The organism is Roseomonas sp. E05, from assembly GCF_030063475.1.
Classification (GTDB): domain Bacteria; phylum Pseudomonadota; class Alphaproteobacteria; order Acetobacterales; family Acetobacteraceae; genus Pseudoroseomonas.
Map to the genome: position 1 here is coordinate 41,515 of NZ_JASIRT010000027.1, position 26,134 is coordinate 67,648.

27 protein-coding genes and 1 tRNA gene are annotated in these 26,134 nt (G+C 70.6%); 12 read left to right on the forward strand and 16 right to left on the reverse strand.

All coding sequences use genetic code 11. The annotated features are described in order from the left end of the window. Window positions 1-4: 4 nt before the first annotated feature. The 6 genes from QMO56_RS20585 to QMO56_RS20610 all read right to left on the reverse strand — a co-directional run bounded on the left by QMO56_RS20585 (window position 5) and on the right by QMO56_RS20610 (window position 5,559). Window positions 5-271, reverse strand: coding sequence for an ATP synthase subunit I (locus QMO56_RS20585; RefSeq protein WP_283528884.1), 267 nt, complete (start codon window positions 269-271; stop codon window positions 5-7). Continuing rightward, window positions 268-555: an AtpZ/AtpI family protein gene (locus tag QMO56_RS20590; protein ID WP_283528886.1), complete on the reverse strand. Its 288-nt coding sequence runs from the start codon at window positions 553-555 to the stop codon at window positions 268-270. Before QMO56_RS20590 ends, QMO56_RS20585 begins: the two co-directional genes overlap by 4 nt. Further along, complete coding sequence (locus QMO56_RS20595; protein WP_283528888.1) at window positions 552-971, reverse strand: F0F1 ATP synthase subunit epsilon; 420 nt, start codon at window positions 969-971, stop codon at window positions 552-554. The genes QMO56_RS20590 and QMO56_RS20595 overlap by 4 nt, the downstream gene beginning before the upstream one ends. After that, window positions 968-2,428: a F0F1 ATP synthase subunit beta gene (atpD, locus tag QMO56_RS20600; RefSeq protein ID WP_283528890.1), complete on the reverse strand. Its 1,461-nt coding sequence runs from the start codon at window positions 2,426-2,428 to the stop codon at window positions 968-970. Before atpD ends, QMO56_RS20595 begins: the two co-directional genes overlap by 4 nt. A 103-nt stretch (window positions 2,429-2,531) precedes the next feature. Beyond that, complete coding sequence (locus QMO56_RS20605; protein WP_283528892.1) at window positions 2,532-3,230, reverse strand: helix-turn-helix domain-containing protein; 699 nt, start codon at window positions 3,228-3,230, stop codon at window positions 2,532-2,534. A gap of 127 nt (window positions 3,231-3,357) precedes the next feature. Continuing rightward, window positions 3,358-5,559, reverse strand: coding sequence for a PAS domain S-box protein (locus tag QMO56_RS20610; protein ID WP_283528894.1), 2,202 nt, complete (start codon window positions 5,557-5,559; stop codon window positions 3,358-3,360). A 366-nt stretch (window positions 5,560-5,925) separates the two neighbouring features. Here QMO56_RS20610 and fixJ point away from each other — a divergent pair, with 366 nt between their 5' ends. Continuing rightward, window positions 5,926-6,759: a response regulator FixJ gene (fixJ, locus tag QMO56_RS20615; RefSeq protein WP_349362376.1), complete on the forward strand. Its 834-nt coding sequence runs from the start codon at window positions 5,926-5,928 to the stop codon at window positions 6,757-6,759. Between the two features lie 93 nt (window positions 6,760-6,852). Continuing rightward, window positions 6,853-7,284 carry a response regulator transcription factor gene (locus QMO56_RS20620; RefSeq protein ID WP_283528896.1) on the forward strand — a complete coding sequence of 144 codons (432 nt, stop codon included), beginning with the start codon at window positions 6,853-6,855 and terminating at the stop codon, window positions 7,282-7,284. On the opposite strand, the gene QMO56_RS20625 is transcribed toward QMO56_RS20620, so the two are convergent. After that, window positions 7,241-9,082 carry a PAS domain-containing sensor histidine kinase gene (locus tag QMO56_RS20625; protein WP_283528897.1) on the reverse strand — a complete coding sequence of 614 codons (1,842 nt, stop codon included), beginning with the start codon at window positions 9,080-9,082 and terminating at the stop codon, window positions 7,241-7,243. The genes QMO56_RS20620 and QMO56_RS20625 overlap by 44 nt on opposite strands. 240 nt (window positions 9,083-9,322) lie before the next feature. Then, entirely contained in the window at window positions 9,323-9,655 is a 333-nt protein-coding gene (locus tag QMO56_RS20630) for a cytochrome c (protein WP_283528899.1), read from the reverse strand. Between the two features lie 173 nt (window positions 9,656-9,828). On the opposite strand from QMO56_RS20630, the gene QMO56_RS20635 reads away from it, so the two are divergent. The 3 genes from QMO56_RS20635 (at window position 9,829) to ftsH (ending at window position 12,612) form a co-directional block, all read left to right on the forward strand. After that, on the forward strand, window positions 9,829-10,278 hold the full coding sequence (locus QMO56_RS20635) for a host attachment protein (protein WP_283528902.1): 450 nt from the start codon (window positions 9,829-9,831) through the stop codon (window positions 10,276-10,278). A gap of 163 nt (window positions 10,279-10,441) precedes the next feature. Further along, entirely contained in the window at window positions 10,442-10,642 is a 201-nt protein-coding gene (locus QMO56_RS20640; RefSeq protein WP_283528904.1) for a hypothetical protein, read from the forward strand. Window positions 10,643-10,782: 140 nt separating this feature from the next. Continuing rightward, a complete protein-coding gene (gene ftsH, locus QMO56_RS20645) occupies window positions 10,783-12,612 on the forward strand; it encodes an ATP-dependent zinc metalloprotease FtsH (protein ID WP_283528906.1) in 1,830 nt (609 codons plus the stop codon). A gap of 48 nt (window positions 12,613-12,660) precedes the next feature. Here ftsH and QMO56_RS20650 read toward each other — a convergent pair whose 3' ends face one another. Further along, window positions 12,661-13,200, reverse strand: coding sequence for a rhodanese family protein (locus QMO56_RS20650; RefSeq protein WP_283528907.1), 540 nt, complete (start codon window positions 13,198-13,200; stop codon window positions 12,661-12,663). A gap of 226 nt (window positions 13,201-13,426) precedes the next feature. Here QMO56_RS20650 and QMO56_RS20655 point away from each other — a divergent pair, with 226 nt between their 5' ends. Both QMO56_RS20655 and trxC read left to right on the forward strand, forming a co-directional pair. Continuing rightward, window positions 13,427-14,356 carry an MBL fold metallo-hydrolase gene (locus QMO56_RS20655; RefSeq protein ID WP_283528909.1) on the forward strand — a complete coding sequence of 310 codons (930 nt, stop codon included), beginning with the start codon at window positions 13,427-13,429 and terminating at the stop codon, window positions 14,354-14,356. Beyond that, window positions 14,353-14,793, forward strand: a complete 441-nt coding sequence (gene trxC / locus QMO56_RS20660; protein ID WP_283528911.1) for a thioredoxin TrxC — start codon at window positions 14,353-14,355, stop codon at window positions 14,791-14,793. The genes QMO56_RS20655 and trxC overlap by 4 nt, the downstream gene beginning before the upstream one ends. A gap of 48 nt (window positions 14,794-14,841) precedes the next feature. On the opposite strand, the gene QMO56_RS20665 is transcribed toward trxC, so the two are convergent. Next, on the reverse strand, window positions 14,842-15,435 hold the full coding sequence (locus QMO56_RS20665; protein WP_283528913.1) for a hypothetical protein: 594 nt from the start codon (window positions 15,433-15,435) through the stop codon (window positions 14,842-14,844). Window positions 15,436-15,617: 182 nt separating this feature from the next. Here QMO56_RS20665 and QMO56_RS20670 point away from each other — a divergent pair, with 182 nt between their 5' ends. Further along, a complete protein-coding gene (locus QMO56_RS20670; RefSeq protein WP_283528914.1) occupies window positions 15,618-16,601 on the forward strand; it encodes a zinc-dependent alcohol dehydrogenase family protein in 984 nt (327 codons plus the stop codon). A gap of 125 nt (window positions 16,602-16,726) precedes the next feature. On the opposite strand, the gene QMO56_RS20675 is transcribed toward QMO56_RS20670, so the two are convergent. Together QMO56_RS20675 and QMO56_RS20680 are read right to left on the reverse strand one after the other, a co-directional pair. Further along, window positions 16,727-16,906 carry a hypothetical protein gene (locus QMO56_RS20675; protein WP_283528916.1) on the reverse strand — a complete coding sequence of 60 codons (180 nt, stop codon included), beginning with the start codon at window positions 16,904-16,906 and terminating at the stop codon, window positions 16,727-16,729. 30 nt (window positions 16,907-16,936) lie between these two features. Beyond that, a complete protein-coding gene (locus QMO56_RS20680) occupies window positions 16,937-18,694 on the reverse strand; it encodes a hypothetical protein (RefSeq protein WP_283528917.1) in 1,758 nt (585 codons plus the stop codon). A gap of 654 nt (window positions 18,695-19,348) precedes the next feature. Between QMO56_RS20680 and QMO56_RS20685 the strand changes: the two genes are divergently transcribed. Continuing rightward, the gene (locus QMO56_RS20685; protein ID WP_283528919.1) at window positions 19,349-19,621 is read left to right on the forward strand and encodes a hypothetical protein; all 273 of its coding nucleotides are present in this window, start codon (window positions 19,349-19,351) and stop codon (window positions 19,619-19,621) included. Window positions 19,622-19,897: 276 nt separating this feature from the next. Here the strand turns inward: QMO56_RS20685 and QMO56_RS20690 are convergent. Further along, window positions 19,898-19,973 (reverse strand) — tRNA-Glu (locus QMO56_RS20690). Window positions 19,974-20,078: 105 nt separating this feature from the next. Next, window positions 20,079-20,366, reverse strand: a complete 288-nt coding sequence (locus QMO56_RS20695; protein WP_283528921.1) for a DUF6476 family protein — start codon at window positions 20,364-20,366, stop codon at window positions 20,079-20,081. 40 nt (window positions 20,367-20,406) lie between these two features. Between QMO56_RS20695 and QMO56_RS20700 the strand changes: the two genes are divergently transcribed. Continuing rightward, the gene (locus QMO56_RS20700; RefSeq protein WP_283528922.1) at window positions 20,407-21,381 is read left to right on the forward strand and encodes an RluA family pseudouridine synthase; all 975 of its coding nucleotides are present in this window, start codon (window positions 20,407-20,409) and stop codon (window positions 21,379-21,381) included. 225 nt (window positions 21,382-21,606) lie between these two features. Then, on the forward strand, window positions 21,607-22,494 hold the full coding sequence (rpoH, locus tag QMO56_RS20705; RefSeq protein ID WP_283528924.1) for an RNA polymerase sigma factor RpoH: 888 nt from the start codon (window positions 21,607-21,609) through the stop codon (window positions 22,492-22,494). Window positions 22,495-22,860: 366 nt separating this feature from the next. Here rpoH and QMO56_RS20710 read toward each other — a convergent pair whose 3' ends face one another. Next, complete coding sequence (locus QMO56_RS20710) at window positions 22,861-24,150, reverse strand: adenylosuccinate synthase (protein WP_283528926.1); 1,290 nt, start codon at window positions 24,148-24,150, stop codon at window positions 22,861-22,863. Window positions 24,151-24,152: 2 nt separating this feature from the next. Further along, window positions 24,153-25,298 carry an ATP phosphoribosyltransferase regulatory subunit gene (locus tag QMO56_RS20715; protein WP_283528928.1) on the reverse strand — a complete coding sequence of 382 codons (1,146 nt, stop codon included), beginning with the start codon at window positions 25,296-25,298 and terminating at the stop codon, window positions 24,153-24,155. A 157-nt stretch (window positions 25,299-25,455) separates the two neighbouring features. Between QMO56_RS20715 and QMO56_RS20720 the strand changes: the two genes are divergently transcribed. Further along, on the forward strand, window positions 25,456-26,004 hold the full coding sequence (locus QMO56_RS20720) for a hypothetical protein (protein ID WP_283528930.1): 549 nt from the start codon (window positions 25,456-25,458) through the stop codon (window positions 26,002-26,004). The last annotated feature ends 130 nt before the right edge of the window (window positions 26,005-26,134 follow it).

Here is a 26,134-nt window from a genome sequence, read left to right on the forward strand (position 1 = left end):
TCTCTCAGCCCTCCTCCGCCCTCGCCGGCTGCACCGTCAGCAGCCGTGCGAGCAGAAGCCCCGCCGTGGCGAGGAGCAGCGGCCAGGCGCCCGCGCGCGCGGCCAGCAGCAGCCCACCCGCCGTCATCGCCATGCGCCCGAGATGCAGCGCCACCGCCTTCGGCGCGCTGCCGCCGAGGTAGAGCGCGGCATTGCGGCGCAGCGTGCGGAAGTGCAGCAGGCCCAGCAGGAAGCCCGGAAGAAACCAGACAGTGTCGGTCAGCATCATCATTCCCGGTGCATCCATCGCCAGCCCGACCAGCAGCCCAGCGCCACACCGAGCATCAGCAGCGGCGCGCTCCAGAAGATGCCGGTGCCAAAGCTGCGGTCGAGCCAGCGGCCGAGGAACAGGCCGATCAGCGCCGGCGTGACGACCATCCAGCCCAGCGTGCCGACCTGCGCGAGATAGCGTGCAACGCCCGGCTCGCCCTCGCGCCGCGCGCGTCGCCGCCGCGCCGCATACAGGCGTACGGAGTGCAGCAGCCCGTTGCCCTGCGGCCGGTCCGGCACGGTCATGGCATGAGACCCGGCCCGGCCGCGCCGGAGCGCAGAATGCGGACGATCTCCCGCACTGCCTGCAGGTGCATCCGCGTGGCCTCCACGCGCTCGTTGCGATCCGCCTCGGCGGCGGCAAGGAAGTTCGCCAGCACAGTGTGCTCAAGCTGCTCGGGATCTTCGCCGAGCTGCCCCTCGCGCGTGGCGATGGCGATCTCCTGGCCGCCGCGCACCGTCAGCACGCCGCCGCGCACGGCACAGCAGCCGGTGCGATTATCCTGATGGCGCCAGACAACGACGGAGACGCTCAGCACCGTCAGCAGGTCGGCATGGCCGGGCAGGATACCGAAGCCGCCGCTGGGATCCGCCGCGCGCAGGGCGATGACATCCGCATGGTCCGCGAGCACCTGCACGGGATCGGTGATCAGCAACCTCATGCCGCCTCCTTCCGGCGGCGGGCATCCTCCTTCTGCCGTGCCTCCGCCAGGTCGCCGACCATGTAGAGCGAACTCTCCGCCCAGTCGTCCGTCTCGCCCGCCAGAATGGCGCGGCAGCCCGCCAGCGTCTCGGTCAGCGGCACCGAGCGGCCCGGCGTGCCGGTGAAGGCCTCGGTCACGCCGAAGGGCTGCGTCAGGAAGCGCTGCAGCCGCCGCGCCCGCGCCACGGCCTGTCGGTCCTGCGTGCCAAGCTCCTCGACGCCGAGCAGTGCGATGACGTCCTGCAGTTCGCGGTAGCGCGCCAGCACTTGCCGGGCGCGCGCTGCCAGCGCCGCGTGCTCATCGCCGATCACCGAAGGGTCGAGCAGCACGGAGGAGGAGGCAAGCGGATCGATGGCGGGATACATGCCCTCGGCCGCCATGCCGCGGGAGAGCGCGAGCATGCTGTCCACATGCGCCGAGATGGCGGTGACGGCGGGATCGGTGAAGTCGTCGGCGGGGACATAGACCGCCTCGATGGCGGTGATGGCGGCGCCCGCCACCGAGGCGATGCGCTCCTGCAGCGCCGCCACCTCGGTGGCCAGCGTCGGCTGGTAGCCGACGCGCGAAGGCGGGCGGCCGAGCAGGCCGGAAACCTCGCTGCCCGCCTGCACGAAGCGGAACACGTTGTCCATCAGCAGAAGCACGTTGCGGTGCTGCGCGTCACGGAAATACTCGGCGATGGTGAGCGCCGTCAGGCCGACGCGCCAGCGCGCGCCCGGCGGTTCGTTCATCTGGCCATAGACCAGCACGGTGCGCGCCAGCACGCCGGAATGCGTCATGTCGTCCAGCAGCTCGTGCCCCTCGCGGGAGCGCTCGCCGATTCCGGCGAAAACCGAAATGCCCTGGTAGTGCTCGGCCATGGCGCGGATCAGCTCCATCACCAGCACCGTCTTGCCGACACCGGCGCCGCCGAACATCGCCGCCTTTCCGCCGCGCGCCAGGGGCACCAGCAGATCGATCACCTTGATGCCGGTCTCGAACATCTCCGTGGCGGCGCTTTGCCGCGCCAGCGCTGGCGGCGGGCGGTGGATCGGCCAGCGTGGCGTGCCTTCCGGGAGGGCGGGGCCGAGGTCACGCACCCGCCCCATCACATCCAGCAGGCGTCCGAGCACGGCATCGCCGACCGGCACGGTCAGCGCCGCGCCGGTGGCCTCCACCGAGGCACCGCGCCGCAGCCCCTCGGTGGCGTTGAGCGCCACGGCCCGCACACTGTCATCATTGAGATGGCTCTGCACCTCGAGCAGTACGTCCTCCGCATCGTCCCGCGCGATGCGCAGCGCCTCGTCGATCCGCGGCAGCGCCCCGGCGGAGAAGCGGATGTCGAGCGCTGCGCCACGGACAGCCAGGACGGAACCGGACCTGCGCGCCGGCGCGGCTTCGCCCGGCGCATCGCCTCGTTCACTGTCCTGTCGCATCGTGGCAGTGTTTCCCTTCGGCCGGCGGGGCGCGCTGCGCCGCGAAGGGCGCGCGGCGGCCTGCGCGGGCGGCGGCAGCGGCCGGGCCGCCGCAGCGCGGACTTCAGAGGATGTCGCGGCTCGCCTCGGCCTCAAGCCGGGCGCGATCGAGGATCCGCACCTTGCGGCAGTCACGGTTGGCGATGATGCCGCCCCGCTTGAAGCCGCTGAAGATGCGGCTCACCGTCTCGGCCGTCAGACCGAGATGGTCGGCGATGTCGTAGCGCGACATCGGCAGGTCCACGAGCGCGCCGGAATTGCCGCGCTCGGCCAGGTCGAGCAGGAAGGAGGCCACGCGCTCCGCCGCCGTCTTGCGGCCCAGCAGCACGAAATGGCTCTGCGCGCCGCTCAGCTTGGCGATCATGAAGTTGCGCCAGGCGCGGGCGGCAGGCAGTTCGTGGTCCACCCACTCGTTCAGCTGCCGGCGCGGAAAGGAGATGACGACCGCCTCGGTGACCGCCTCGGCCGAAAAGTGGTGGTGGTCCACGCCATCCAGGCCGAAGGCCTCGCCGGCGAGCACGAACTCCGCCACGACGCGCCGGCCATCCTGCAGGTAGCGGCAGGTGCGGATGGTGCCGGAGACGACCTTGTACACATCGCCGACCGGCGCGCCCTCGGCATAGATCTCGGCGCCGCGCTCAAGCCGCAGCGGATGGCCGAAAGCCGGCTGCAGGCCGTGCCCTTCGCCGGTGCTCAGCATGTCCAGAGCCGGGAAGGGAAGCGCGGGAGCGGAGCCGCCGCGGGCGAGGGAAGCAATGTGCATGTTCGCGCTCCATCATGCAGTCGGTGTCGGCGAACGAGTAAAGGAAGAGCGACCACCCCGTAATTCGGAATTGCCCCATTGGGAGAAGTACGTATGCCGCCCCGCAGGAGCCTCGCGGCCCGTGCCGTCAGGCCGGCGGGGCAGCGGGCAGCGTGATGCGGAACACTGTTCCGCCCCCCGGATTCGGTTCGGCCCAGATCCGTCCGCCATGCCCCTCCACAATGGTCCGGCAGACGGAAAGGCCGACCCCGAGGCCGCTGCGCTTCGTCGTCACGAAAGGCAGGAACAGGTCATCCGCCACCTCCGGCGCAATGCCCGTGCCGGTGTCGATGACCGCGATCTCGGCCATATCCCCGGCATGCGGGCCGATGCGGACGACGAGACTCCGGCACGGGCTGCCCTCCATCGCCTCGATCGCGTTGTGCATCAGGCTGACCAGCACCTGCCGGATCTGCATCCGGTCCACCATAACCCACGGCGTTGCCGCATCGAGAGCGAGGCGCACTGCGACGTTCTTCTGCCGCGCCGGAAAGGTGACCAGTTCCGCCGCGCCGCCGACCAGCGCAGCCAGATCCTCCGGGCAGCGCTCGGCTTCCTCCTGCGCGACGAAGCGCCGCATCCGGCGGACGATCTGCCCGGCATGAACCACCTGCTGCGCCGCCCGCGCCAGGGCGTCCCGCAGCGCCGGGATGCGCGCGGGCACCTGCGCGTCCTCCGCCTCGAGCATCCGGCGAGCTCCACCGAGATAGCTGGCGGCGGCGGTCAACGGCTGGTTCAGCTCATGCGCGAGGGTGGATGACATCAGCCCGATCTCTGTCAGGCGAGCGACATGCAGGAACTCCACCTGCAGCTGGCGCAGCCTGCGGTCGCTCTCCTGCAGGGCGCGTTCGGCGCGCCGCCGTTCCGAGATGTCGCGCATCAGGCCGGTGAACCGCCAGCCACCATCGCCGGCGCGCCAGCGCGCCAGGGAGAGTTCCACCGGGAACTCGCTGCCGTCCTTGTGCCGCGCGGTGACCTCGCGGCCGCTCCAGGCGACGTGCGGCGTCCCGGTGGCGTTGTAGCGGGCGATCACGCCATCATGCACGCTGCCGATCCGCTCCGGCATCAGGATGGCGACGTTGCGGCCGACCACCTCCGCCGCCCCATGGCCGAAAAGCCGCGTCACCGCCGGGTTGGCGGAGTGCACCACGCCGCGTTCGTCGATGGTGACAATGGCATCCGCCGCCGTCTCGACGATCGCCCGATACTGCGCCTCGGCCTCCAGCCGCCGGTCCTGCTCATGCTGCTGCTCGCTGACGTCCTGCACGATCGCCACCGCGCCGAGCAGCCGCCCGCCACCATCCCGCACCGGCGCGGCGGATTTCACGATCACGCGCTCGCCGCCGTCCAGGCCGCGCAGGCGGATCATCTCACTGACGGAGGTCTCCCCCGTGCGCAGCGCGCGCGAGATGGCCCAGTCCCCCGGCGCCAGCGGCACGCCGGAGTCGAGCCACCAGGCCTCGGCCGGCATGCCACCCTCGGCGCCCGAGACCGCAGGCGCGGGCCCGCCCCAGATGCGCGCCGCCTCGGCATTGCTGCGGACGATCCGGCCTGCGGCGTCGGAGAGCAGGACACCCACCGGCAAGGCATCGAGCAGCACGGCGGAGGACATCCGCTCGAACTCGGTGCGGGCGCGCTCCTGAAGAAGCGCCTCGATCGAATGCTCCCGGTGGGCCAGGCGGCGGCGCAGCAGGAGGATCAGCAGGCCGAGCAGCAGTGCAGCCAGCACGCCCGCGCCGAAGAGCAGGCCGGCGCTGGCCATGGCCCGCCAGCCCTGCCCCCGCTGCTCGGCATCGGCCTCGCGGTGGATGAGGGCCTGCAAGGCGAGGGTTTCCGCGCGGAGCTGGCGCATGATGCGGCGCCCCTCCCCCGCGAGCACCGCAGGCAGGGCCGCGTTCAGCCCGCCGGATTGGCGGAGCGCCACCGCCCGCCGCGCCTCCTCCAGCCAGGCATGGCTGAGTTCGGTGATCGCCCGCACGTGCTGCCGGCGCGCGTCGTTGCTGGCGATGCCCTCGACCGCCGCGAGCCTCTCCTCGATGCGCGCCGCCATCATCTGAGGCGGCGCGAGATAGGTCTCGTCCCCCGTCAGCAGATAGCCGCGCTGGCCGCTTTCGGCGTCCTTGAGGGCGGAGAACAGCGCTTCGACCCGCAGGAGCGCGTCCATGGCCCGCTCTCCGCTCACCCGCACCTCGGCGACGGCGCCGAGGCTGACCGCCAGCGCAAGAAGGGCTGCCAGCAGGAGGGCAAGGGCGCCACCCGCCAGCAGGATCGCAGAGCCGTACCTGATCATAGCCTCGCGCGCATATGCTCCATAGGGCTCGCCCTGATGGCGTAGCCCACCTTCGCCGGCTCATGCCGTCCTCTGCCGCTTCGACTTCTCCTCCAGGCTCAGCCGTCACCCTGAGGCCGTGCCGGGTATTCTCGCCATGTTCGCGATGACTCGGCCGGCTTTCGCAACCGCCGCAGGCATTCCTTGGCGGCGCTTTCCCGGCAGAGGCAGGGTCCGGGGAACTTGCCCGCAGCAGGCGCATTCGCGCCCGTTTCCCCGCGCCGGACCCCGCCTCCCGCCTACGCCGATTCACGCGGCGCGACCGCGCAGCTATGCCGCATTATCGTAACGCGACAAATTGGGGATTATCCGTACGGGGATCTACGTATGGCAGGCCGCGCCTCGGTATCCCGGCAGGCCTGGACCTCGGCGGGGCAGCCGCGTATTCGGAACCGGGCGAGCCGCCGGGGATGGGCCGACACGGCCGTTTCGGAAGCCGCGGCCGCCCTACAGGATCCGTCGCAACTTGGCGGGAGGATTGTTTCCGTGACGACTCCAGATGCGTCTCCGACAGCGGCCGGCATCGCGGTCCATGTCATTGATGATGATGAAGCGGTTCGCCACTCCCTGGCCTTTCTGTTCCAGTGCGCCGGGCTCCCCGCGCAAACCTATGAATCCGCCGCGGCCTTCCTGACCGTGGCACCCTGCCTCCGCTCCGGCTGCATCCTCACGGATGTGCGGATGCCGGACATGGACGGGCTGGCGCTGCAACGCCGCCTGCTGGAACTCGGTTTCCGGCTGCCGCTGATCTTCATGACCGGGCATGGCGACGTACCGATCGCGGTGCAGGCCCTGAAGTCGGGCGCCTTCGACTTCATCGAGAAGCCCTTCGACGACGAGGCCTTGCTCACCGCCATCCGCGCCGCCCTGGAAACCGACCGGAAGGCCCGCGAGCGCGAGGCGGAGACCGAGCGCGTCGTGGCGCGCCTGGCCAGCCTCACCCCGCGCGAGCACCAGGTGCTCGAGCGGCTGGTGGCCGGCCATCCCAACAAGACCATCGCCTATGATCTCGGCGCCAGCCCGCGGACGGTGGAGGTCCACCGCGCCCGGGTGATGGAGAAGATGGGCGCGCGCAACCTCTCCGAACTCGTCCGCATGGCGCTCAGCGCCGGAGTTGCGGTCGAGCCAGGAGCGGAGGAAGGGTCCGCCGCCTCCAAGTGATGCAGATCAGCGCGTGGAGGCCCTCCCCGGCTTAGAAAGGCTCATCCAGACGCCCACCACTCCCCGGCACGCGCCTGAAGCTCGGAAGTTCCGATGGACAGCCAGCCTCCCCGCATCATTGCTCTGGTCGACGACGACGCGGGCGTCCGCGATTCGCTCCGCTTCCTGCTCGAAACGGCGGGCTACAAGGTGGAATCCTACGCCTCCGGCACGCAGTTCCTGGCGGAGGCGCGGCCGGCTTCCATCTCCTGCCTCGTGCTGGACCACAAGATGCCGCAGCTCACCGGCCTTGAGCTGCTCGCCCAGTTGCGCGCCGCCGGCCTGGCGCCGCCGACGCTGCTCGTCACCAGCATGCCAAGCCCCTCCATCACGCGTCGGGCGGCCGAACTCGGCGCCCTCGGGGTGCTGGAGAAGCCCTTCACCCAGGACGACCTGCTTGCCTGCCTCGAAGCCGCGACCGGATCGGGCCAGAAGCCGGGCCTCAGCGTGGCTCCGCATCATCCTCCGGCGCGACGGGAATGGTGAAGCGGAAGATGGTGCCACCGGCGGGATTGGGCTCGGCGCGAATGCGGCCGCCATGCGCCTCGACGATGGTACGGCAGATCGACAGGCCGACCCCCATGCCGCTGCGCTTGGTGGTCAGGAAGGGGGAGAACAGATGGGCGGCGATTTCCGGCGCCAGGCCGCCGCCGGTATCGGCGACGCTGAACTCCACCCCCTCCGCATGCGCCTCCGCCGCCACCGTCAGCTCACGCCGCGGCATGTCGTCCATCGCCTCGATGGCGTTGCGGATCAGGTTCAGCAGCACCTGTTGCACCTGCACGCGGTCCGCCAGGATGCGCGGCAGCCGCGGGTCGAGCCGCAGCCGCACCGCCACCCCACGCTCCTTGACGCCCACCAGCGCCAGCGCGCTCGCCTCCTCCACCAGCTTGACCGTGCTCTCCGGCTGCTTCTCGGTTTCCCCACGGGTGACGAAGTCGCGCAGGCGGCGGATGATCTGTCCGCTGCGCAAGGTCTGCTCGGCCGCCAGCGTCACCGCCTCGCGCACCCGCGCCAGGTCCAGCCCGCCCGCGTCGAACAGCCGCTGGCAGGCGCGCAGGTAGTTGGCCGTGGCGGTCAGCGGCTGGTTCAGCTCGTGCGCCAGCGTCGCCGCCATCTGCCCCATCGCGCTCAGCCGCGAGACCTGCAGCAGCTCGGTCTGCAGTTCCTGCAGCCGGGCCTCCGTCTCCTGCCGCTCCGTCACATCGCGCACGAAGCCGGTGAACAGGCGCCGGCCGTCGCGGTTGACCTCGCCGACCGACAACTCCATCGGGAAGGTGCTGCCGTCCTTGCGCTGGCCGACCACAAGCCGGCCGATGCCGATGATCCGCCGTTCGCCGGTGCGCAGGTAGCGGTGCAGATAACCGTCATGCGCCTCGCGGTAGGGCGAGGGCATCAGCAGGCTGACATTGCGCCCGCAGGCTTCGGCGGCGGTGAAGCCGAACAGGCGCTCGGCGGCGGCGCTGAAGGAGAGGACGGTGCCATGCTCGTCGATCACGATCATCGCGTCGGGCACGGTGTCCAGGATTGAGCGCAGATGCGCCTCCCGCTCCAGCATGCGGGCCTGCACCAGCCTCGCCTCGGTCACGTCCTCCTGCAGGACGACGACGCCCCTGACGCCCTTGCCGCCCCGCTCCGGCGGCCGCGCCACGGCGGCCAGACGCAGCCAGCGCGGCTCGGCGCCGCACGGGCAGGGATACTCCACCTCGAAACGCTCCCGCTCTCCCGCGAGAAGCGCACGCAGGCCCTCAGCCACCTTCTGCGCCGAATCGCGGTCGCACGCCTCCCTCCCGGTGCTGACCTCGGCGTAGTTCTCGCCGGGGACGGCACTGGCGCCGGGAAATCGGAGAGCCCCGCCCAGGCTGCGCCAGGCCGCGTTCACCACCTGCACCGTGCCGTCGGAGCCGAGCAGCATGGCGGCCATCGGCAGGGCTTCGAGGAGGTCAGCCTCCTGGTCAGCCGCGTGCTGCGGCGGGACGGCCGGGCGATGGGCGTCCTCCAGCAGGGCGATCGTCAGCATCTCCCCGCCCGGCATAAGGAGGGCCTGCCAGCGCCGGGCGCCCCCCCGCGCCGTCAGGGAACCCTGGCGGAGCTCGCCGGTCCGCAGCGCATCCGCCACGGCGTCCTGCAGCCCGTGGAGCCCTGCGCGCGCGAGGAAGGCCGCGAAAGGCTGCCCGATATCCTCCGCGCCGAGGCCGAGGATCGCCGCCGCCTCCGGCGTGAAGCCCTGGACCGCCTGCTGGCAATCAAGAAGAAGGGTCGGGACGGCTCCACGGGCAGGCATGTGCGGTTGTTTGCGTCCTCTGGTGGAATTTGGCCCGGCTCGCGCGCTCGCGGCCTTCCCGGCGCTCCGTTTTCCGGCGTGGCGGTCATGCCACACCGCCCGCGCGCATGCATCCAGGCGCTGCGCACCGGTGCACGGCATCAGATGCATGGCAGCACCAGTACTATGATCGTAGCAGAGCCGGCGCATGGTGGAAGGCCAGATACGACCCTGATGGTGCCGCGCGGACCCGTCGGCTGCCTATTCCCCGCGAAGGCTGAGGATGAAAGCCGCCACGGCGTCGCGTTCGGCGCGGCTGAGCTGAAAGTCCGGCATCGCGCCATGCGGGCCGCTCAGGAAGGCGTGCAGCGAGGCGGCGTCGGTCGAGGGCCGGGCAGCGATGCTGCGGAAGGATGGCGCGGCGTCGGCGGCCGATCGCGGCGGCCTTTCCCCGGTGATGTGGCAGTTGCTGCACCAGGTGGCGGCGATGCGCCGCCCTTCCTCCGCATCTCCTTCCCGCATCTGCGCGACTGCCGGCAGGAGCGCCGACACGCCCAGGGCGAGCACCACAAGCGCGGCAAGCCTTCGAAGCATTGTCCGTTCTCCCTCCGGGGCCGCGGCCCGCGTGGCGCGGCCGGCCATGGTGCTGATCATGCGGCCGCGGTGTCGTGCGCCCGTTGATCTGCGTCATGGTTTCCTCGCCTCAAATCCGTCTAGCTCTCCGCACCCGCCTTGAAGGCGCAGAGATAGAGAAGGGAAGCAGGACGATGCAGGGTCATCCGGTGTGGGTTCTCGTGGCGGATGCGGGGCGGGCGCGCATCCTGGAGCGGGCGGCCCTGAACGCGGCCTGGCAGGAGCGGACCGAGCAGGAGTGCAGGAATGCGGTTCCGCCCTCCCGGGAACTCACCTCCGACCGGCCGGGCCGCGTGGTCGAGAGCGTCGGCGGGGCGCGCCACGCCGTTGAGCCACGGCATGATCCGCACGACGCGGCCGAAGCCGATTTCGCCCGCGAGCTGGCCAAGAAGCTGGAGGCCGATGCGGCGCAGGGCCGCTACGCGCGCCTCATGCTGGTCGCGCCGCCGCGCTTCCTGGGGCAGCTGACGAGGAATCTCGGCGATGCCGCCCGCCACCGCCTGCGTGGCACGCTGGACAAGGATCTCGTCCGCGCCCCGCTGCCCGACATCGTGGCGCATCTGCCCGAACACCGGCCGGCCTGAGGGGGCGCGCAGCGCCGGTCCGCCCCGCCGCCGCGCCCCGCACCCGTGCAACAACTGCGCGTCCTGTCCCGAGGCGAAAGCCAAAAACTATCGCTTCAAGAAACGACGGATACCAGGGGATACAATGCGCGAGTACCTGAGCAGGGTGATCGACAGGAACGCCATGATCGCAATCTACATGCGCCTTCTCGGCAATACCCTCCTGCCGCATGAGGAGGTGGTCACCCTGGCCGACCATGACCGGGCGCAGCTGATCGCGGAGATCGTGGCGGGCAGCGAGGCCTTTGCCTGCGCTGGCGCATCCTCCCCTGGCGTGCCCTCCCCTGGCACTATGCCAGCCTGCCCTGACTGGCCCGGCGGATGACGGATGAAAGCCCTGCCGCGGGGTAGCGCTGTGCCGCCGGCATGGGCCGGAACATGCGTCCGCGCGCACTCGGCATGGAAAAGGAAAGACACGTCCATGAGGTCCGCAGGCCGCCTGCGCATCCCCCGGGAGGAGGCCCGATGAACCCGCAGGCACGCTTCCACATCGGCTATTGGGTGGCCGCCTTCCTCGCGCTGATGCTGGTCCAGTACATGCTGGCCAACAACCAGGAGGTCGCCGCCATCCCCTACAGCCAGTTCGAGCAGCTGCTGCACGACGGCAAGGTGGCGGAGATCGGCGTTTCCGACCGCTTCATCCAGGGCAGGCTGAAGACGCCGCTGCCGGGCGGCGAGACGCGCTTCACCACGGTCCGCGTCGATCCTGCCTTCGCGCAGGACCTGCAGCGCTACGATGTCCGCTACAGCGGGCAGGTCGAGAGTACCTGGCTGCGCGATCTGCTCTCCTGGATCGTGCCGACCCTGCTGTTCATCGGCATCTGGATGTATGCCCTGCGGCGCATGGGCGGCCAGGGGATCGGCGGGCTGATGCAGGTCGGCAAGAGCAAGGCGCGGGTCTATGTCGAGCACGACACCGGCGTCACCTTCGCCGATGTCGCCGGCGTGGACGAGGCGAAGGATGAGTTGCGCGAGATCGTCGAGTTCCTGAAGGCGCCGGAGCGCTATGGCCGGCTCGGCGGACGGATGCCGAAGGGCGTGCTGCTGGTCGGCCCGCCCGGCACCGGCAAGACATTGCTCGCCAAGGCGGTGGCCGGCGAGGCCAAGGTGCCGTTCTTCTCCATCTCCGGCTCCGAGTTCGTCGAGATGTTTGTCGGCGTCGGTGCCGCCCGCGTGCGCGACCTCTTCGCCCAGGCGCGCGAGAAGGCGCCGGCCATCATCTTCATCGACGAGCTGGACGCGCTTGGCCGCGCCCGCGGCGTGGGCGGCTTCGGCGGGCATGATGAGAAGGAGCAGACGCTGAACCAGCTCCTGGCAGAGCTGGACGGCTTCGATACCAGTGGCGGGCTTGTGCTGCTGGCCGCCACCAACCGGCCGGAGATCCTCGATCCCGCCCTGCTGCGCGCCGGCCGCTTCGACCGCCAGGTGCTGGTGGACCGGCCGGACCGCAAGGGCCGCATCGACATCCTGATGGTGCATCTGCGCAAGGTGCAGCTGGCGCCGGAAGTGGACCCGGAGAAGGTGGCGGCACTGACCCCCGGCTTCACCGGTGCCGACCTGGCGAACCTGGTGAACGAGGCCGCCCTGCTCGCCACCCGGCGCGGCGCCGAGCTGGTGGCGATGCGCGACTTCGACAACGCGGTGGAGCGGATCGTGGCGGGGCTGGAGAAGCGCAACCGGCTGCTCAACCCGCGCGAGCGGGAGATCGTCGCCTATCACGAGATGGGCCATGCGCTGGTGGCGCTGGCCACCCCGGGCGCCGACCCCGTGCACAAGGTCTCCATCATCCCGCGCGGCGTCGGCGCGCTCGGCTACACCATCCAGCGCCCGACCGAGGACCGCTTCCTGATGACCGCGCAGGAGCTGGAGAACAAGATGGCCGTGCTGCTCGGCGGCCGCGCCGCGGAGTGGATCGTCTTCGGCCATCTCTCCACCGGCGCCGCCGACGACCTCGCCAAGGTGACCGACATCGCCCGCTCCATGGTCACCCGCTACGGAATGTCCGCCCGGCTCGGTCAGGTGGCCCTGGAGAAGGACAGCCGCAGCTTCCTCGCGCCCGACCCGCTGGCCGGTGCCATGCAGGAGCGCATGTATTCCAACGAAACCGCCGCAGCCATCGACAGCGAGGTGCGCGGCATCGTGCAGCAGGCCTTCGAGCGCGCCATCGGCCTGCTGAAGGAGCGGCGTGGCACGCTCGACGAGGCGGCGCACCGCCTGCTGGAGAAGGAGACGCTGGAGGCCGCGGAACTCCAGGCCCTGACGGGTGGGCGGCTGCGCGACACCGCCGCCGAATAGCGGCGGCGTGCGATGCGGCCGCTCCACCGGCGCCCCTCTTGCCGTGGTTCAGGCGGCCGCCGCGATGGGCAGGCGGCGGTTCCAGGGCATCAGCCGCAGCACGCGGGCCAGCCCGCAGCTGCCGGTGATTCCGGCGAAGACCAGCCCCGCGCCGACGAAGGCGGAAAGCAGATAGAACCAGGGCCAGACCAGCGCGCCCAGCATCACTCCGAGCAGCACCATGGAGCCCGCCGCGATCTGCACCTGGCGCATCAGCTCCAGCGGCTGGCGTCGGTCCTCCGCGACCGGCAAGCCGGCCCGCTTCCAGGCGTCCAGGCCACCCTCCAGGACATAGGCCTCGCAGGAGGATACCCTGTCGGCCAGGCGCGCGGCATTGGCCTGCGTGCGGGCGCCGCTGCGGCAGTGGAACACCACCGGGCGGCCCTGCTGCACGGCAAGCTCCACCTCCTCCAGCCGCGAGAGCGGCAGGTTGCGGGCGCCAGGGATGCGCTCGCGCGCATGCTCGTCCGGCTCCCGCACATCGACCAGGGCGGCACCCTCCTCGCGCAGCAGGCGCGCCGCTTCCGCGGGGGTGATCGTCTTCAGCATCGTCCTCATTCCCTTCAGAGGTTCGTTTCCTGGCTCCCGGCCGACGAGGTGCCGTGGAGAAGGCGGGCAAGGCATCCATGCCGCCGTTGCCGCCCTTTTCTCCATCGTTGCTGCAAGCGCAGGAGAAGCGCCTGCCTCGCACTGGCGAGCCCGTATATAGCGTTGAACTTAATAAGAATGATCTTATGTTGTTTTCAAGCCCCTTTCCGGGGCGAAGGAGGAACCCGTGAGCAAGCCCGTCATCCGCGCCTTCTTCGACGAGCCGACCAATACCGTCAGCTATCTGATCTGGGACCCGACCACCCGGGAGGGTGCCGTGATCGACCCCGTGCTGGACTGGGACAACCGCTCCGGCGAGGCCGATATCCGCTCGGCCGACGCCATCCTGGGCGCCGCCGCCGAGGCGGGCGTGACGGTTCGCTGGGTGCTGGAGACCCATGCCCATGCCGACCACCTGACCGCCGCGCCCTACATCAAGGCGCGCACCGGCGCGCCGATCGGCATCGGCGAGCATATCAAGGACGTGCAGCGCATCTTCCGCCCGGTCTTTCATGCCGAGGACCTGCGCCCCGGGGGCGGCGACTTCGACCGGCTGTTCCGTGACGGCGAGCGCTTCCCGCTCGGGCGGCTCACCGTCGAGGTGCTGCATGTGCCCGGCCACACGCCCGCCGATGTCGCCTATCGCGTGCTCGCCGCCGATGCGGCGCCGGATGAGGCCTCGGACGTCTTCGTCGGCGATACGCTGTTCATGCACGACTACGGCACCGCACGCGCCGACTTCCCCGGCGGCGATGCGCGCGCGCTCTACCGCTCCATCCAGCGCCTGCTCGCCTTGCCGCCGCAGACGCGCCTCTGGATGTGCCACGACTACAAGGCACCCGGCCGCGACCACTATGCCTGGCAGAGCAGCGTGGCCGAGCAACGCGCGCACAACCCGCATGTGAAGGATGGCTCCACCGAGGAGGACTTCGTGCGCTTCCGTACCGAGCGCGACAGCAAGCTGGCGGCCCCTGCCCTGCTGCTGCCCTCCATCCAGGTGAATATCCGCGCCGGCCGGTTCCCGGAGGCGGAGAGCAATGGCGTGCGCTACCTCGTGATCCCGGTCACGGCGAGGAACGGCGCGGTGAACCTGCCGGAAGCAAAGGCGGCATCATGAGCGGCCATGTCCAGGTCGTCTGCCCGCATTGCGACGCCACCAACCGCCTGCCCGCCGCACGCCTGAGCGACGGGCCGCGCTGCGGGCAGTGCCATGCGCAGATCTTCACGGCGCAGCCGGCCGCCCTGTCGGAGGAACGGTTCCGCCGCCATCTCCGCAACAGCGAGATTCCCTTGCTGGTGGATTTCTGGGCTTCCTGGTGCGGCCCCTGCCGCGCCATGGCGCCGCAGTTCGCTGCGGCCGCGCCGGCCCTGGAGCCGCGGATGCGCCTGCTCAAGGTCTCGACGGAAGAGGCGCCGCGCCTCGCCGCCGAGCTTGGGATCAGCAGCATCCCGACCCTCGCCCTCTTCGCCCGCGGCCGCGAGGTGGCACGCGTGAGCGGCGCCATGCCGGCGCGTCAGATCGTGGACTGGGCGCAGGCGCAGGCGGCGGCCTGAAGGTGTCCCGCCCCCGGCGCGCGGGGCGGGGTCCACCATCAATGCGCGTCAGTGCGGCGCGGCGCCGTCCCCGGCCGGAGCGGGGGCGAAGCCGCGTGCCTCCATCCCTTGGGGCGGCACCGGCGCGCCGAGACCGTCCCCCCGCCCGGGAGCCACGCCCGGCCCCTGCCCGGCGACCAGCTGCTGCCAGAACTGCCGGATGGCCTGATGGGTCTCCTCGGCCACGAAGCAGTTGGCGCGCTCATCGAGGCCGAACAGCGTCGCATGGGGATCGCCGGAGACCTGGCGCAGCGCGCGATTGATCATCTCCAGGCAGTTCAGCACCTGCTCCGGCGTGCCAAGCTGGGTGTGGCTCTGGATGTCCAGCAGGCCGAAGGCGTGCATCCCGTTCGGCAGCCGCCGGCCGGTGTCGCGCCCCAGCTCCAGGAAGACATTGACCACCGGCAGCAGGCCCTGGATCAACGAGAAGATCGCTTCCACCTCCCGGACCCCGCAGCCAACAAGATGCGGCGGCTCGGGATGCGGGGCGGGCTCGGCCATGCCGGCCAGGCCGAGGGAGGCGGCGACCTCCTGCTCCAGCCAGCGGCGCACCTGCGGCGGCGCGGCGCGGATCTGCTCCGGGCTCAGGGTGATTCCGACCATCCATCCAGCTCCTTTCCGGCCCGTGTCCGGGCTGTTGCGCCCCACCGCCGGCGGTATCCCCGGGCGGCGCGGCGGCCATAGGTGAGGGTGGCGTGAACCACGCCGGCCCGCCCTGATCCGGATCAGCGCGCCGTCCTCCTGCCTCGGCCATGCTGCGCCGCCCGCCCAGGAGGAGATGCCCGATGCGCGCCTGTGTCCTCGACCGGCCCAGGATGCCGCTGCGATGCGCCGCCGTGCCGGACCCGCGCCCTGGGCCTGGGCAGCTTCTGCTGCGCGTCGCCGCCTGCGCCGTCTGCCGGACCGACCTGCATGTGGTGGATGGCGAGCTGCCGGAGCCCAAGCCCCAGGTCATCCCTGGCCACGAGATCGTCGGGCGTGTGGTGGAAGCCGGACCGGGAGCCTCGCGCTTCCGGACCGGGGAGCGCGTCGGCGTTCCCTGGCTCGGCTTCGCCTGCGGGGAATGCCGCTTCTGCCGCGCGGGGCGCGAGAACCTCTGCCAGCAGGCACGCTTCACCGGCTACCAGATTGACGGCGGCTATGCCGAGCTGACCGTGGCGGATGAGCGCTTCTGCTTCGCCCTGCCCGAATCCTACAGCGACGCCGAGGCCGCGCCGCTGCTCTGCGCCGGCCTGATCGGCCATCGGGCACTGCGCATGGCGGGGGATGCGCGCCGGATTGGCCTCTACGGCTTTGGCGCCGCGGCGCATATCGTCGCGCAGGTGGCCCGCCATGAGGGCCGTGAGATCTTCGCCTTTACCCGCCCTGGCGACACGGCGGCGGAAGCCTTCGCCCGGCAGCAGGGTGCCATCTGGGCTGGCCCCTCCGATGCGCCGGGGCCGGTGCCGCTGGATGCGGCCATCCTGTTCGCCCCGGTGGGCGCGCTGCTGCCGGCTGCGCTACGCGCCGTGGATCGCGGCGGTACGGTGGTCTGCGCCGGCATCCACATGAGCGAGATTCCGGCCTTTCCCTACGAGCTCCTCTGGCACGAGCGCTGCGTGCGCTCGGTGGCCAACCTGACACGGCGCGACGGGGAGGAGTTCCTGGCGCTGGCGCCGCGCGTGCCGGTGCGCAGCACGGTCGAGACGTTGCCGCTCGGCCGCGCCAATGAGGCGCTCGCCCGCCTCCGGGCAGGCGCGGTGGCGGGGGCGCTGGTGCTGGTTCCCTGAGGCAATGCTCCCCGGCGGCCTGCTGCATGCGCCGCCAGCGGCGCCGGTCTCACCCTGTCAGCGTCCGGGCGCAACGCGCCTCGCCGGTGGCGGCATCACGCACGGGAGCAGCGGCGCCGCATGGATCAGGAGAGATCGTCTTCCGCGAAGTCGGTGCGCAGCCACCGGACTGCCGCGTGAACGACCTGGAGAGCGCTCAGGAAGGACAGGATCAGCAAAACAGGCACAACCCATTCCGGGATCAGCCGCTCGCAGGAGGGGACCGTCGCCTGCAGTGTGACAATGAAAGCAACCAGCGCGATCAAAAATATGAATCGTAACACCATATAGGAGAATTATCGCGATTCCGTGAGACTGTCACCACCTCCACTGCGGGGTGAAAGGCGCTCTACACGCGCAGCGGCGCCACTGCGCCGCCCCGGCACTTCCTCCCTTCCCTGCCCTCCGGTGGCGGCACCCGAGAGGGGCAAGGCAGCGCGGGAGCGGACGCGGTAGAGCTGCGCGAAGCCTTCATCCACCACCGGTTCCAGCTCCGGAGGCATGGTCATCGGGCCTTCATCGTCGGGCTGGTCGGCATTCAGGACGAGCACGTAGTCGAATCGTGTGCGCCAGGCGCGGACATACTCGGTGTTCTCCGGCAGGGCGGCATGGTCCGCATCGGCGAGACGGTGAACCGAGACCGCGGTCGTGTTGTCAGGACCGGCGATCTCATCCCAGGGCGGCAGGACCCGCAGCGGCTGCTTCCCGCGCGAGGCGAAGAGAATGGGCACGAAGGCATGCCTCCATGGCACCGCCAGCGCGGGCAGGTGCTCGTAGAGCATCGGGCCGCCGCCGCCGTAATAGCGCCCCTGCGGCGCGGCGCGGCGCGCCGGGACGGTCATGGCATGCGTGACCTGCAGGATGGCCTGCCCGGGCGGGACATGCGCCAGCGCGCGGCGCAGCGAGGCGATGTCCGCCTGCCGCTCGTGCCAGATGTTGCCCACCCAGGCAGCCCGCAGCCCGACCAGGACCAGCAGCGTGCAGGCCAGCAGGCCCTCGGCGACCCGGCGCCCCTTCCAGGCCGGCGCGGCCAACTCGGGGCGCAGCGCGGCGGCCACGGCGAGCACGGCCATGATCGGGAAGCGCGCGTCCACGAAATAGGTTCCGGCAACCTTGGGCGGCACGGCGAAGGCAAGGGCGAGAAAGCCGAGCGCGGCCAGCAGGAGGCCGGCATGGAAGCGGAGCCGTCGTGTCGCCAGCGCCCAGAGCACCGGGAGACCGAGCAACGCCACGAAGGCCAGGTCGAGAAGCGATTTGTAGGCCGCGATGCCGGAGAACAGCGTCACCAGCTTGGCATGCAGGCTGAAGCCGCCCTGCCAGGAGGTCTGTGTGGCGGGGTCCTCTTGCGCCCCTGGCAGGGCAGGTGCGGAAAGCCAGGCAAGCAGCACCGGCAGCGCCACCGGCAGCACTGCCACGGCCACCCGCAAGGTGGCCCGTCCCAGCTCTCGCGGCGAGCGCAGCGCGCCCCAGCCCGATCCGAAAGCCAGGGCGGCGAGCAGCCCGGCATAGAAGAAGGCGGCAAAGGCATGGGCCAGCAACAGCACCACGGCCAGCGCGGCGCGAAGTGCGAAGCTCCCGGCCGGCCCGGCGCGGCGCGCCAGCGCGGGATCGGCGGCGGCGGCCAAAAGGGCGAGGCCGAGGCCGATCTGGAAGTTCAGGAAGCCCGCGATCAGCGTCCAGTTCCAGGCCAGCAGGGGCAGCCCGACGAGCCACCAGTGCAGGCCACCGAAGGCGGAGCGGTTGAGCAGAGCGGCGCCGAGCGGCGGAAGCACCACCGCCGCCAGCACCAGACACTGGCCGAACCGCTCGATCGTCGGGAGCCATGATCCCAGCGCGGCCGCCAGCAGATCGATGCCGATGTTCGTCCGCACGCTGGTGAGGTCCACAGCATAGATGCGGTCGAAAGGAGGCTGCGCCGCGCCCCCGGCCAGTAACCAGAGCCGCGCCAGATGATTTGGATAGTCGAGCAGCGGCGGGATGGGCGTGAGCAGGACAGGAAGCGCCAGCAGGATGATGGCCAGCGCCAGCAAGCCGCCGGTATGCCGGGTGGGCATCCCCGTGGCGCCTGGTGGGATGCCTGTAGTTGCTGCATGCTGGAAGGCCTCTGCCACGCCGATCCGCTCCCTGCCAGCTGCAAGGTTCCGCCTGATGCCCGGATGGGCGGCGGTAACCTGCGGCGGAGCCTAGAAGGATGCAGTTCGGGTGGTAACCGGGCTTGCGCTCAACTTCGCGGGGGCTTTCCTGGAGGCGAGGCCGCGGCCTCGCCTCCGGTGGCCGAAGCTCTGTCTGCCACGCCCGGCGCAGAGGTGAATCCCTCGAACGGTTGATATCCGAAAGCGCGATAACAGAGTGGCCGGCAACAACCGATATTCCTCGGAGGCCAATGCTTTCCGCATCAGCCAGCTTGCCGGCCAGAGAAGATGCGAACCGATGGACCGAATGAGACGCCTCTCGCTCTCGCCGAGCGGAGAGTGCGGGAAAGCGAAGATTGCATCGCGCGGCAACTGTCGGCCGTTATCGCCCTGGAGCGAGGCGGCCATTGGCAGGAAGCGCGGGCCGCCCGGAGGGTGCTGGCGGGCTTTCAGGGCAGGTTGGGGCTGGCCTGGGAGCAGCTGCAGATCGCGCGCTTCATGCACGACCACGGATGGTAAGGTAGCCAGACGTGCCTGACCACAGGCCCCACAAGGCTGCCTTGGAAAGAGGCCAGGATGATGCGCTTCAGCGGACGGGTGGCATTTGAAAGGTTCTGGTACGCGCGGGGGCCGATGTTGATGGTCAGCATGGCCTACGGCATCACGCTGGTGCTGGCGGCCCTGACCTTCAGCAATCTCGGGGACTCTCCCGCCCTCAGCCCGAACGGCAAGGCCGGCACCGCACCCACGAAGGCAGCGCGCCTTCTGGCCCCTGCCCTGCATGCACAGGCCGCTCCGGTGCTGCCTGCGGCGCTTGCGCAGAAATCCGTCATTTCAGCTTGCCCGTAGCAGCGGGCGCGCGCCTGCCCTCCGCCGCAAAGCGACCAGGCCTGCTCGCGCTGGCCGGCCGGCGGCGCAAGGGAGTCGGACATCCACCGCCGCTTGGGCTGTGCTGGAACGAATGACCGAGAGGGCCGGCGCAACTCCGCAGCAGGCACAAAGGGCGACGCCTGAGCAAAGGGCATCAGCGCCGCGCCCTCAACAGAGCCGGACTGTGGAACAGACATTTCACGGATAATGGCTGAAGCCGCCTTGGCAGCCGGGCCAGCGCCCGAAGGCGTGCCCTGGCGTCCCCTAGGGGATTCGAACCCCTGTTGCCGCCGTGAGAGGGCGGTGTCCTAGGCCTCTAGACGAAGGGGACTGGAGGCGTGAGGGGGCTTTTATAGGCCTGCCCGCAGGCCGGCAAGAGGGAGATTCCATATTTCCGCAGGCGGAATGCTTCCTTTCTCCTCCCCATCCGGCAGGCTCATTCGCCCAGCCGGATTTCCCCCGCCACCCGCCCCCCCTGCGGATCGACCAGCAGGATGCGCCCGCCATCCGGCCGCTCCACCCAGATGGCCAGCTGACCATTCAGCACGGCGATCTGCCCGATCTGCGTGCCCGGCGGCTGCCGCAGCGCCAGATCCGTGCTAACCGGCGACGTGAGGCCACTCATCGCCGTGTGCGAGCGCTGCACCAGGGCCACCACCAGCGCCACCGCGCCCACGATGATCATCACCCCCATCACCACGACCAGAATCTTGAGCGCGCGCACCCATCCCTCCCCTTCCGCAAGCCAGCCCGAGCCCGGCCCCATGCCTGACGGCCCCTTCGAGATCCTTGCCGAGGCCACCCATGCAGGTGACCGGCTCGACCGGTTCCTGGCGGCGGGGATAGGCACGCTCTCCCGATCCCGCGTCAAGGCGTTGATCGAGGCGGGGCACGTCAGCCGTGACGGGACGCCTGCCACCGATCCGTCCGAGACGGTGCGCCCCGGCGCGCGCTACCGGGTCGCCCCGCCGCCAGCGGTGGACGCCACCCCGCAGCCCCAGGCCATGCCACTGACCATCCTGTTCGAGGACCGGCACCTGATCGTGCTGGACAAGCCGGCCGGGCTGGTGGTCCATCCCGCCCCCGGCAACCAGGACGGCACCCTCGTCAACGCCCTGCTGGCCCATGCGGGGGAGGAACTGACCGGCATCGGCGGCGAGCGCCGGCCAGGCATCGTGCACCGGCTCGACAAGGACACATCAGGCGTGATGGTGGTGGCGAAGACGGAGGTTGCGCACCAGGTGCTCAGCACCGCCTTCGCCACGCGCGACCTGGAACGGGCCTATCTCGCCCTCGCCTGGGGCGTTCCCTCCCCGCCTGCGGGCGAGGTGGAGGCACCGATCGGCCGCCACCCGACCGACCGCAAGCGCATGGCGGTGGTCACGCGCGGCGGCAAGCCGGCCCTCACCCGCTACGCCACCGAGCGCGCCTGGAGCACCGGTTGCGCCCTGCTGCGCTGCCGGCTTGCCACCGGGCGGACGCACCAGATTCGTGTCCATCTGTCCCAGATCGGCCATCCGCTGGTGGGAGATCCGGTCTACCTGCGGCGCATACCCGCAGCCGCCCGCGGCCTGCCCGCCATGGCGCGGGATGCGCTGCTCGCCTTCCCGCGGCAGGCGCTGCACGCGGAAAGCCTTGGATTCCGCCATCCCGTCAGCGGAGAGCTGCTGCGCTTCACGGCCCCCCTACCGCCGGACATGCAGGCGCTGCTAACATTACTGGATGGTAACCCGCCGTAACCCGACTATTACGGTCGGGATTTTCTTGCGAAACCAATCGAAGAGAGGTAGCGTTCAACCCGTCGCCAACGCCGGGTGCCATCACCAAGGCGCGGCCGCCGAAACTGTCCCTCCCGTGACGCGGGGCAGAGCGGTGCGCCAGGGCTCAGCGGGGACGGCCGGACCATACCCTCCGGGGCTCGCTGTCACAGGAGCGCCCGGCCGGTGCAGGAGGCAGATGCAGACATGGCTTCCACTTCTTCGATGATTCCGATTGCCCCTGAAGGCAATCTCTCCCGCTACCTGCAGGAGATCCGCAAGTTCCCCATGCTTTCGCCGGAGGAGGAGTACCGCCTGGCGAAGGACTGGAAGGAGCATGGCGACCAGCAGGCCGCCCACAAGCTTGTCACCTCGCATCTGCGCCTCGTGGCGAAGATCGCCATGGGCTACCGTGGCTATGGCCTACCGGTCGGCGAGCTGATCAGCGAGGGCAATGTCGGCATGATGCAGGCCGTCCGTCGCTTCGATCCCGACCGTGGCTTCCGCCTGGCCACATATGCCATGTGGTGGATCCGCGCCGCGATCCAAGAGTACATCCTGCATTCGTGGTCGCTCGTGAAGATGGGCACCACGGCCGCGCAGAAGAAGCTGTTCTTCAACCTGCGCCGGCTGAAGGGGCAAATGGCCGCGCTGGAGGAAGGCGATCTGCAGCCGGAGCAGGTCGAGAAGATTGCCCGCGTGCTCCAGGTGCCCGAGCAGGACGTGGTCTCCATGAACCGGCGCCTCGCCTCGCCGGACAACTCGCTGAACGCGCCCGTGCGTGCCGACAGCGAGGGCGAGTGGCAGGACTGGCTGGTGGACGAGGGCGAGAGCCAGGAGGAGGAGCTTGCCGAGCGGCAGGATCTCTCCAACCGCCGCGAGCTGCTGGGCGAGGCGCTGAAGACGCTGAACGAGCGCGAGCGCCATATCCTGATCGAACGGCGGCTGAAGGACGAGCCGACCACGCTGGAAGAACTCTCCCAGCAGTACAACATCAGCCGCGAGCGCGTGCGGCAGATCGAGGTACGCGCCTTCGAGAAGCTGCAGAAGAGCATGAAGACGCAGATCATGGAGCGCCGCCTGGGCGTGGAATGAACGGCCGGGACAGCGGCTGAACGAAGGGCGCGGCCTCGGCCGCGCCTTTTTTTGTGTTCGCTGCAGCGCACGGCGGAAAGCTGGCCCCGGAGTTCTTCCACCCACGGCATGGTTGCAAGCTTGCGCCTGCTGCCGCCAAGCTGGGGAGCACCCGCCATGCCCGCCCTCGCCTGGCGCCTGGACGAGGCGCGGGTGGCCTCGGTGCTGACCTGTGTCCGCAAGGCTGGTGGCAATGCGGCAGCACCGATGGCAACCGACACGGTGCGCGACCTGCGGGGGATGTGCAGAAAGAGCCCCGAAGAAAAGCGCGAGGGAAGGAATTCCCCCGCGCCGTCATTCTCTCCCTGTCAGATCGGGGCCGCGCCCTCACCCCGCGAAGGGATCGCTCACCAGGATGGTGTCGTCGCGCTCCGGGCTGGTGGAGAGCAACGTCACCGGCGCCTCCACCAGCTCCTCGATGCGCTTGACGTACTTGATGGCCGTCGCCGGCAGTTCGGCCCAGGAGCGCGCGCCCATGGTGGACTGGCTCCAGCCTTCCAGCGTCTCGTAGATCGGCTCCGCCTTGGCCTGGGCGGCGGCGGCGGCCGGCAGGCGCTTCACCACCTCGCCGTCGATCCGGTAGCCCGTGCAGATCTTCAGCTCCTCAAGGCCGTCCAGCACGTCGAGCTTGGTCAGGGCGAGGCCCTGCACGCCGCCCACCTTCACCGCCTGGCGCACCAGGCAGGCGTCGAACCAGCCGCAGCGGCGCGGCCGCCCGGTCACGGTACCGAACTCGCGCCCACGCTCGCCAAGGCGCTTGCCGATCTCGTCATGCAGCTCGGTCGGGAATGGCCCGGAGCCCACGCGGGTGGTGTAGGCCTTGGCGATGCCCAGCACCGTGCCGACGCCGTGCGGCCCGATGCCGGAGCCTGCCGCCGCATTGCCCGCCACCGTGTTGGAGGAGGTGACGAAAGGATAGGTGCCGTGATCGACGTCCAGCATCACCGCCTGGGCGCCCTCGAACAGCACGCGGCTGTTCTTGTGGCGAGCCTCGTCCAGCCGCTCCCACACCGCCTCGGCATAAGGCAGCAGCTTCGGCGCAAGCGCCAGCAGGCGGTCCAGCAGGTCCTGCTTCTCGAAGGTCTCGGCGCCGAGGCCCTTCAGCAGCGTGTTGTGGTGCAGCAACAGCTCGTCGAGCTTGGCGGAAAGCGTCTCCGGCTCGGCCAGGTCGCAGAGGCGGATGGCGCGGCGCGCGACCTTATCCTCATAGGCCGGGCCGATGCCGCGCCCGGTGGTGCCGATCTTGGCGGCGCCGCGGGCTTCCTCGCGCGCCTTGTCGATCGCGGGGTGCAGCGGCAGGATCAGCGGTACGTTCTCGGCGATGCGCAGGTTGTGCGGACCAACGTCCAGCCCCTGCCCGCGCACGCGGGAGATCTCGCCGAGCAGCGCATCCGGGTCCAGCACCACACCGTTGCCGATGACGCCGAGCTTGCCGCGCACCACGCCGGAGGGCAGCAGCGACAGCTTATAGGTCTGGTTGCCCACCACCAGCGTATGGCCGGCATTGTGGCCGCCCTGGAAGCGCACGACGATGTCGGCCCGGCTCGCCAGCCAGTCCACCACCTTGCCCTTGCCTTCGTCGCCCCACTGGGCGCCGATCACGGCGACATTGGCCATGGCTACACACTCTCCTCGATCGGCGCGGCGCTGGTCCCGCGCAGGATGTGGCCGCAACGCAGGCGCTGCGGCGTGTCGGCGGGGGTCAGCGCCGCCACCGTGACGAAACCCTGGGCCCTGAGGCCCGCCGCCGCCGCCGGATCGGCGCCGAGCGGGATGAAGACGCGTGGTGCCCGGGGCGGCACCGGCGCGGCGCGGCGCACCGCGTCGAGATAAAGCGTCATGCCGGTCGCCGGCTCCTCGCCCGAGCGGTAGCGGCCGCCGCGCGCCAGCTCGCCGGTCGTACCGGGGCCGTAGAGCGTGAAGGCGACCCCCACATGGTATTGCAGCCCGCGGAACTCCACCGGGTCCAGCGTGATGCGCAGCTCAGGCGCGCGCGCGCGGATCACGGCGACGATGGCCGCGGCATTGTCGGCGATGGCGCGGGCGGCAGGCGGCAGCTCGGCCTCGCGCAGGGCCGTGAGGGCGCGGTCGGCCGGGCCGGCGGCGGTCAGCAGCGCCGGCAGGCCGATGGCGGGCGGACCAGCCAGGGCCGCCAGCTCGCGCACCGCCGCGGCATCCTTGCGGTCCAGCGCGCGCGCCAGCTTGCGGCGCAGATCGCCGTGCACCCCGGCGGCATCCAGCAACGCGGGCGCCATGGTCGGCAGCGTGATGTCCAGGCTCGGCGCGGCGATGCCGATCGCGGCCAGCGCCTCGATGGCAAGTAGCGCCACCTCGGCATCCGCCTCCGCGCAATCGACGCCGATCAGCTCGATGCCGGCCTGCGGCACCTGCCGCTCCGGCGCGAGCTGGCTGCCGTGGATGTGCAGCACCTGCCCGGAATAGGAGAGCCGCAGCGGGCGCGGCAGGCCGGCCAGGCGCGTCGCGGCGATGCGCGCCACCTGCGGCGTGATGTCGGCGCGCAGCCCCATCATGCGGTGACTGTCGGGGTCCATCAGGCGGAAGGTCTGGTCGGCCACCGCGGCGCCGGAGCCGGCCAGCAGGGAATCCTCGAACTCCAGCAGCGGCGGCTTCACCCGCTCGTAGCCGTGCCCGGCGAAGACCGCGAGCATCGCCTCGACCATGGCCGCCTCCCGCGCCGCTTCGGGCGGCAGCAGATCGGCGAGGCCGGAGGGCAGCAGGGCGGGGTTGGGCAGGTCTTCGGTCATGGTTCCGCTGGCCGTGGCGCCTGTGGAGCGCGGCGCAAGTAAGGTTCGGACGGCGCGTGTGTGGCAGCGCGGCGCGGCGGGAGCAAGGGCGGATCGCGCGCGGCAGCGTGAAGCGGGGCCGCCTTCAGCGCAGCACAGGCTGCACCATCTAGCTGGAATGAACCGCCGTACCCTGCTCGCCGCCCTCGCCCTGCCCACCCTGCTCGCCGCCTGCGCCACGCCGGACCCGGCGGGCTCCTACCTCCTCGGCATCGGCAGCCCGGTGCGCGGCGCGGCGCTGAACGCGCCGAACCTGTTCGGCGACCTCTCCAGATGGCAGGGGCAGCCCGGCGGGGCGGCGCTGGCGGTGGTGCAGATCGAGTATCTGGCCGAGGCCCTGGCCGAGGACCCTTACTGGTCCACCAGGACCTCGCCGACGGTGGTGATGCAGATGCAATGGGCGCGCCGGGAGGTGCGCGACCATCTCGGCATCCATGGCGGAGCGCCACCCGAGGCGGTGATGGGCGCGCTGCGCCAGGCGGCCGAGGCGCTGGACCGCGGCAGCCGCGCCGCCGCCGAGGCGGCCCTGCAGGGCCCTGCCTTCAGCCGTGGCGGGGCGGAGACGCTGCGCCTGCTGGCCAGCATGCCGCGCCTGCCGCGCAGCGCCGAGGCGGCGGGCGCGGTGAATGCCGAGATGGCCCGCCAGGATAATCTGCGGAACAACTGAGGTGCCCTGCTCCTAGGCGGTGGTGACGATTTCCTGATCTGAGGGATTCCGCTGCTGAGCGGGGCGTGATTCAAGGCTGGCTTTTGGAGGCTGGCCTGGATGAGCGCGGACCCGGATGCGTTGCGCGATG

What these genes read in the sequence shown, in the direction of transcription:
- QMO56_RS20585 (WP_283528884.1), bottom strand. Translation starts at nt 271, where the DNA reads ATGATGATGCTGACCGACACTGTCTGGTTTCTTCCGGGCTTCCTGCTG.
- QMO56_RS20590 (WP_283528886.1), bottom strand. Translation starts at nt 555, where the DNA reads ATGACCGTGCCGGACCGGCCGCAGGGCAACGGGCTGCTGCACTCCGTA.
- QMO56_RS20595 (WP_283528888.1), bottom strand. Translation starts at nt 971, where the DNA reads ATGAGGTTGCTGATCACCGATCCCGTGCAGGTGCTCGCGGACCATGCG.
- atpD (WP_283528890.1), bottom strand. Translation starts at nt 2,428, where the DNA reads ATGCGACAGGACAGTGAACGAGGCGATGCGCCGGGCGAAGCCGCGCCG.
- QMO56_RS20605 (WP_283528892.1), bottom strand. Translation starts at nt 3,230, where the DNA reads ATGCACATTGCTTCCCTCGCCCGCGGCGGCTCCGCTCCCGCGCTTCCC.
- QMO56_RS20610 (WP_283528894.1), bottom strand. Translation starts at nt 5,559, where the DNA reads ATGATCAGGTACGGCTCTGCGATCCTGCTGGCGGGTGGCGCCCTTGCC.
- fixJ (WP_349362376.1), top strand. Translation starts at nt 5,926, where the DNA reads ATGGCAGGCCGCGCCTCGGTATCCCGGCAGGCCTGGACCTCGGCGGGG.
- QMO56_RS20620 (WP_283528896.1), top strand. Translation starts at nt 6,853, where the DNA reads ATGGACAGCCAGCCTCCCCGCATCATTGCTCTGGTCGACGACGACGCG.
- QMO56_RS20625 (WP_283528897.1), bottom strand. Translation starts at nt 9,082, where the DNA reads ATGCCTGCCCGTGGAGCCGTCCCGACCCTTCTTCTTGATTGCCAGCAG.
- QMO56_RS20630 (WP_283528899.1), bottom strand. Translation starts at nt 9,655, where the DNA reads ATGCTTCGAAGGCTTGCCGCGCTTGTGGTGCTCGCCCTGGGCGTGTCG.
- QMO56_RS20635 (WP_283528902.1), top strand. Translation starts at nt 9,829, where the DNA reads ATGCAGGGTCATCCGGTGTGGGTTCTCGTGGCGGATGCGGGGCGGGCG.
- QMO56_RS20640 (WP_283528904.1), top strand. Translation starts at nt 10,442, where the DNA reads ATGATCGCAATCTACATGCGCCTTCTCGGCAATACCCTCCTGCCGCAT.
- ftsH (WP_283528906.1), top strand. Translation starts at nt 10,783, where the DNA reads ATGAACCCGCAGGCACGCTTCCACATCGGCTATTGGGTGGCCGCCTTC.
- QMO56_RS20650 (WP_283528907.1), bottom strand. Translation starts at nt 13,200, where the DNA reads ATGCTGAAGACGATCACCCCCGCGGAAGCGGCGCGCCTGCTGCGCGAG.
- trxC (WP_283528911.1), top strand. Translation starts at nt 14,353, where the DNA reads ATGAGCGGCCATGTCCAGGTCGTCTGCCCGCATTGCGACGCCACCAAC.
- QMO56_RS20665 (WP_283528913.1), bottom strand. Translation starts at nt 15,435, where the DNA reads ATGGTCGGAATCACCCTGAGCCCGGAGCAGATCCGCGCCGCGCCGCCG.
- QMO56_RS20670 (WP_283528914.1), top strand. Translation starts at nt 15,618, where the DNA reads ATGCGCGCCTGTGTCCTCGACCGGCCCAGGATGCCGCTGCGATGCGCC.
- QMO56_RS20680 (WP_283528917.1), bottom strand. Translation starts at nt 18,694, where the DNA reads ATGCCCACCCGGCATACCGGCGGCTTGCTGGCGCTGGCCATCATCCTG.
- QMO56_RS20685 (WP_283528919.1), top strand. Translation starts at nt 19,349, where the DNA reads ATGATGCGCTTCAGCGGACGGGTGGCATTTGAAAGGTTCTGGTACGCG.
- QMO56_RS20700 (WP_283528922.1), top strand. Translation starts at nt 20,407, where the DNA reads ATGCCTGACGGCCCCTTCGAGATCCTTGCCGAGGCCACCCATGCAGGT.
- rpoH (WP_283528924.1), top strand. Translation starts at nt 21,607, where the DNA reads ATGGCTTCCACTTCTTCGATGATTCCGATTGCCCCTGAAGGCAATCTC.
- QMO56_RS20710 (WP_283528926.1), bottom strand. Translation starts at nt 24,150, where the DNA reads ATGGCCAATGTCGCCGTGATCGGCGCCCAGTGGGGCGACGAAGGCAAG.
- QMO56_RS20715 (WP_283528928.1), bottom strand. Translation starts at nt 25,298, where the DNA reads ATGACCGAAGACCTGCCCAACCCCGCCCTGCTGCCCTCCGGCCTCGCC.
- QMO56_RS20720 (WP_283528930.1), top strand. Translation starts at nt 25,456, where the DNA reads ATGAACCGCCGTACCCTGCTCGCCGCCCTCGCCCTGCCCACCCTGCTC.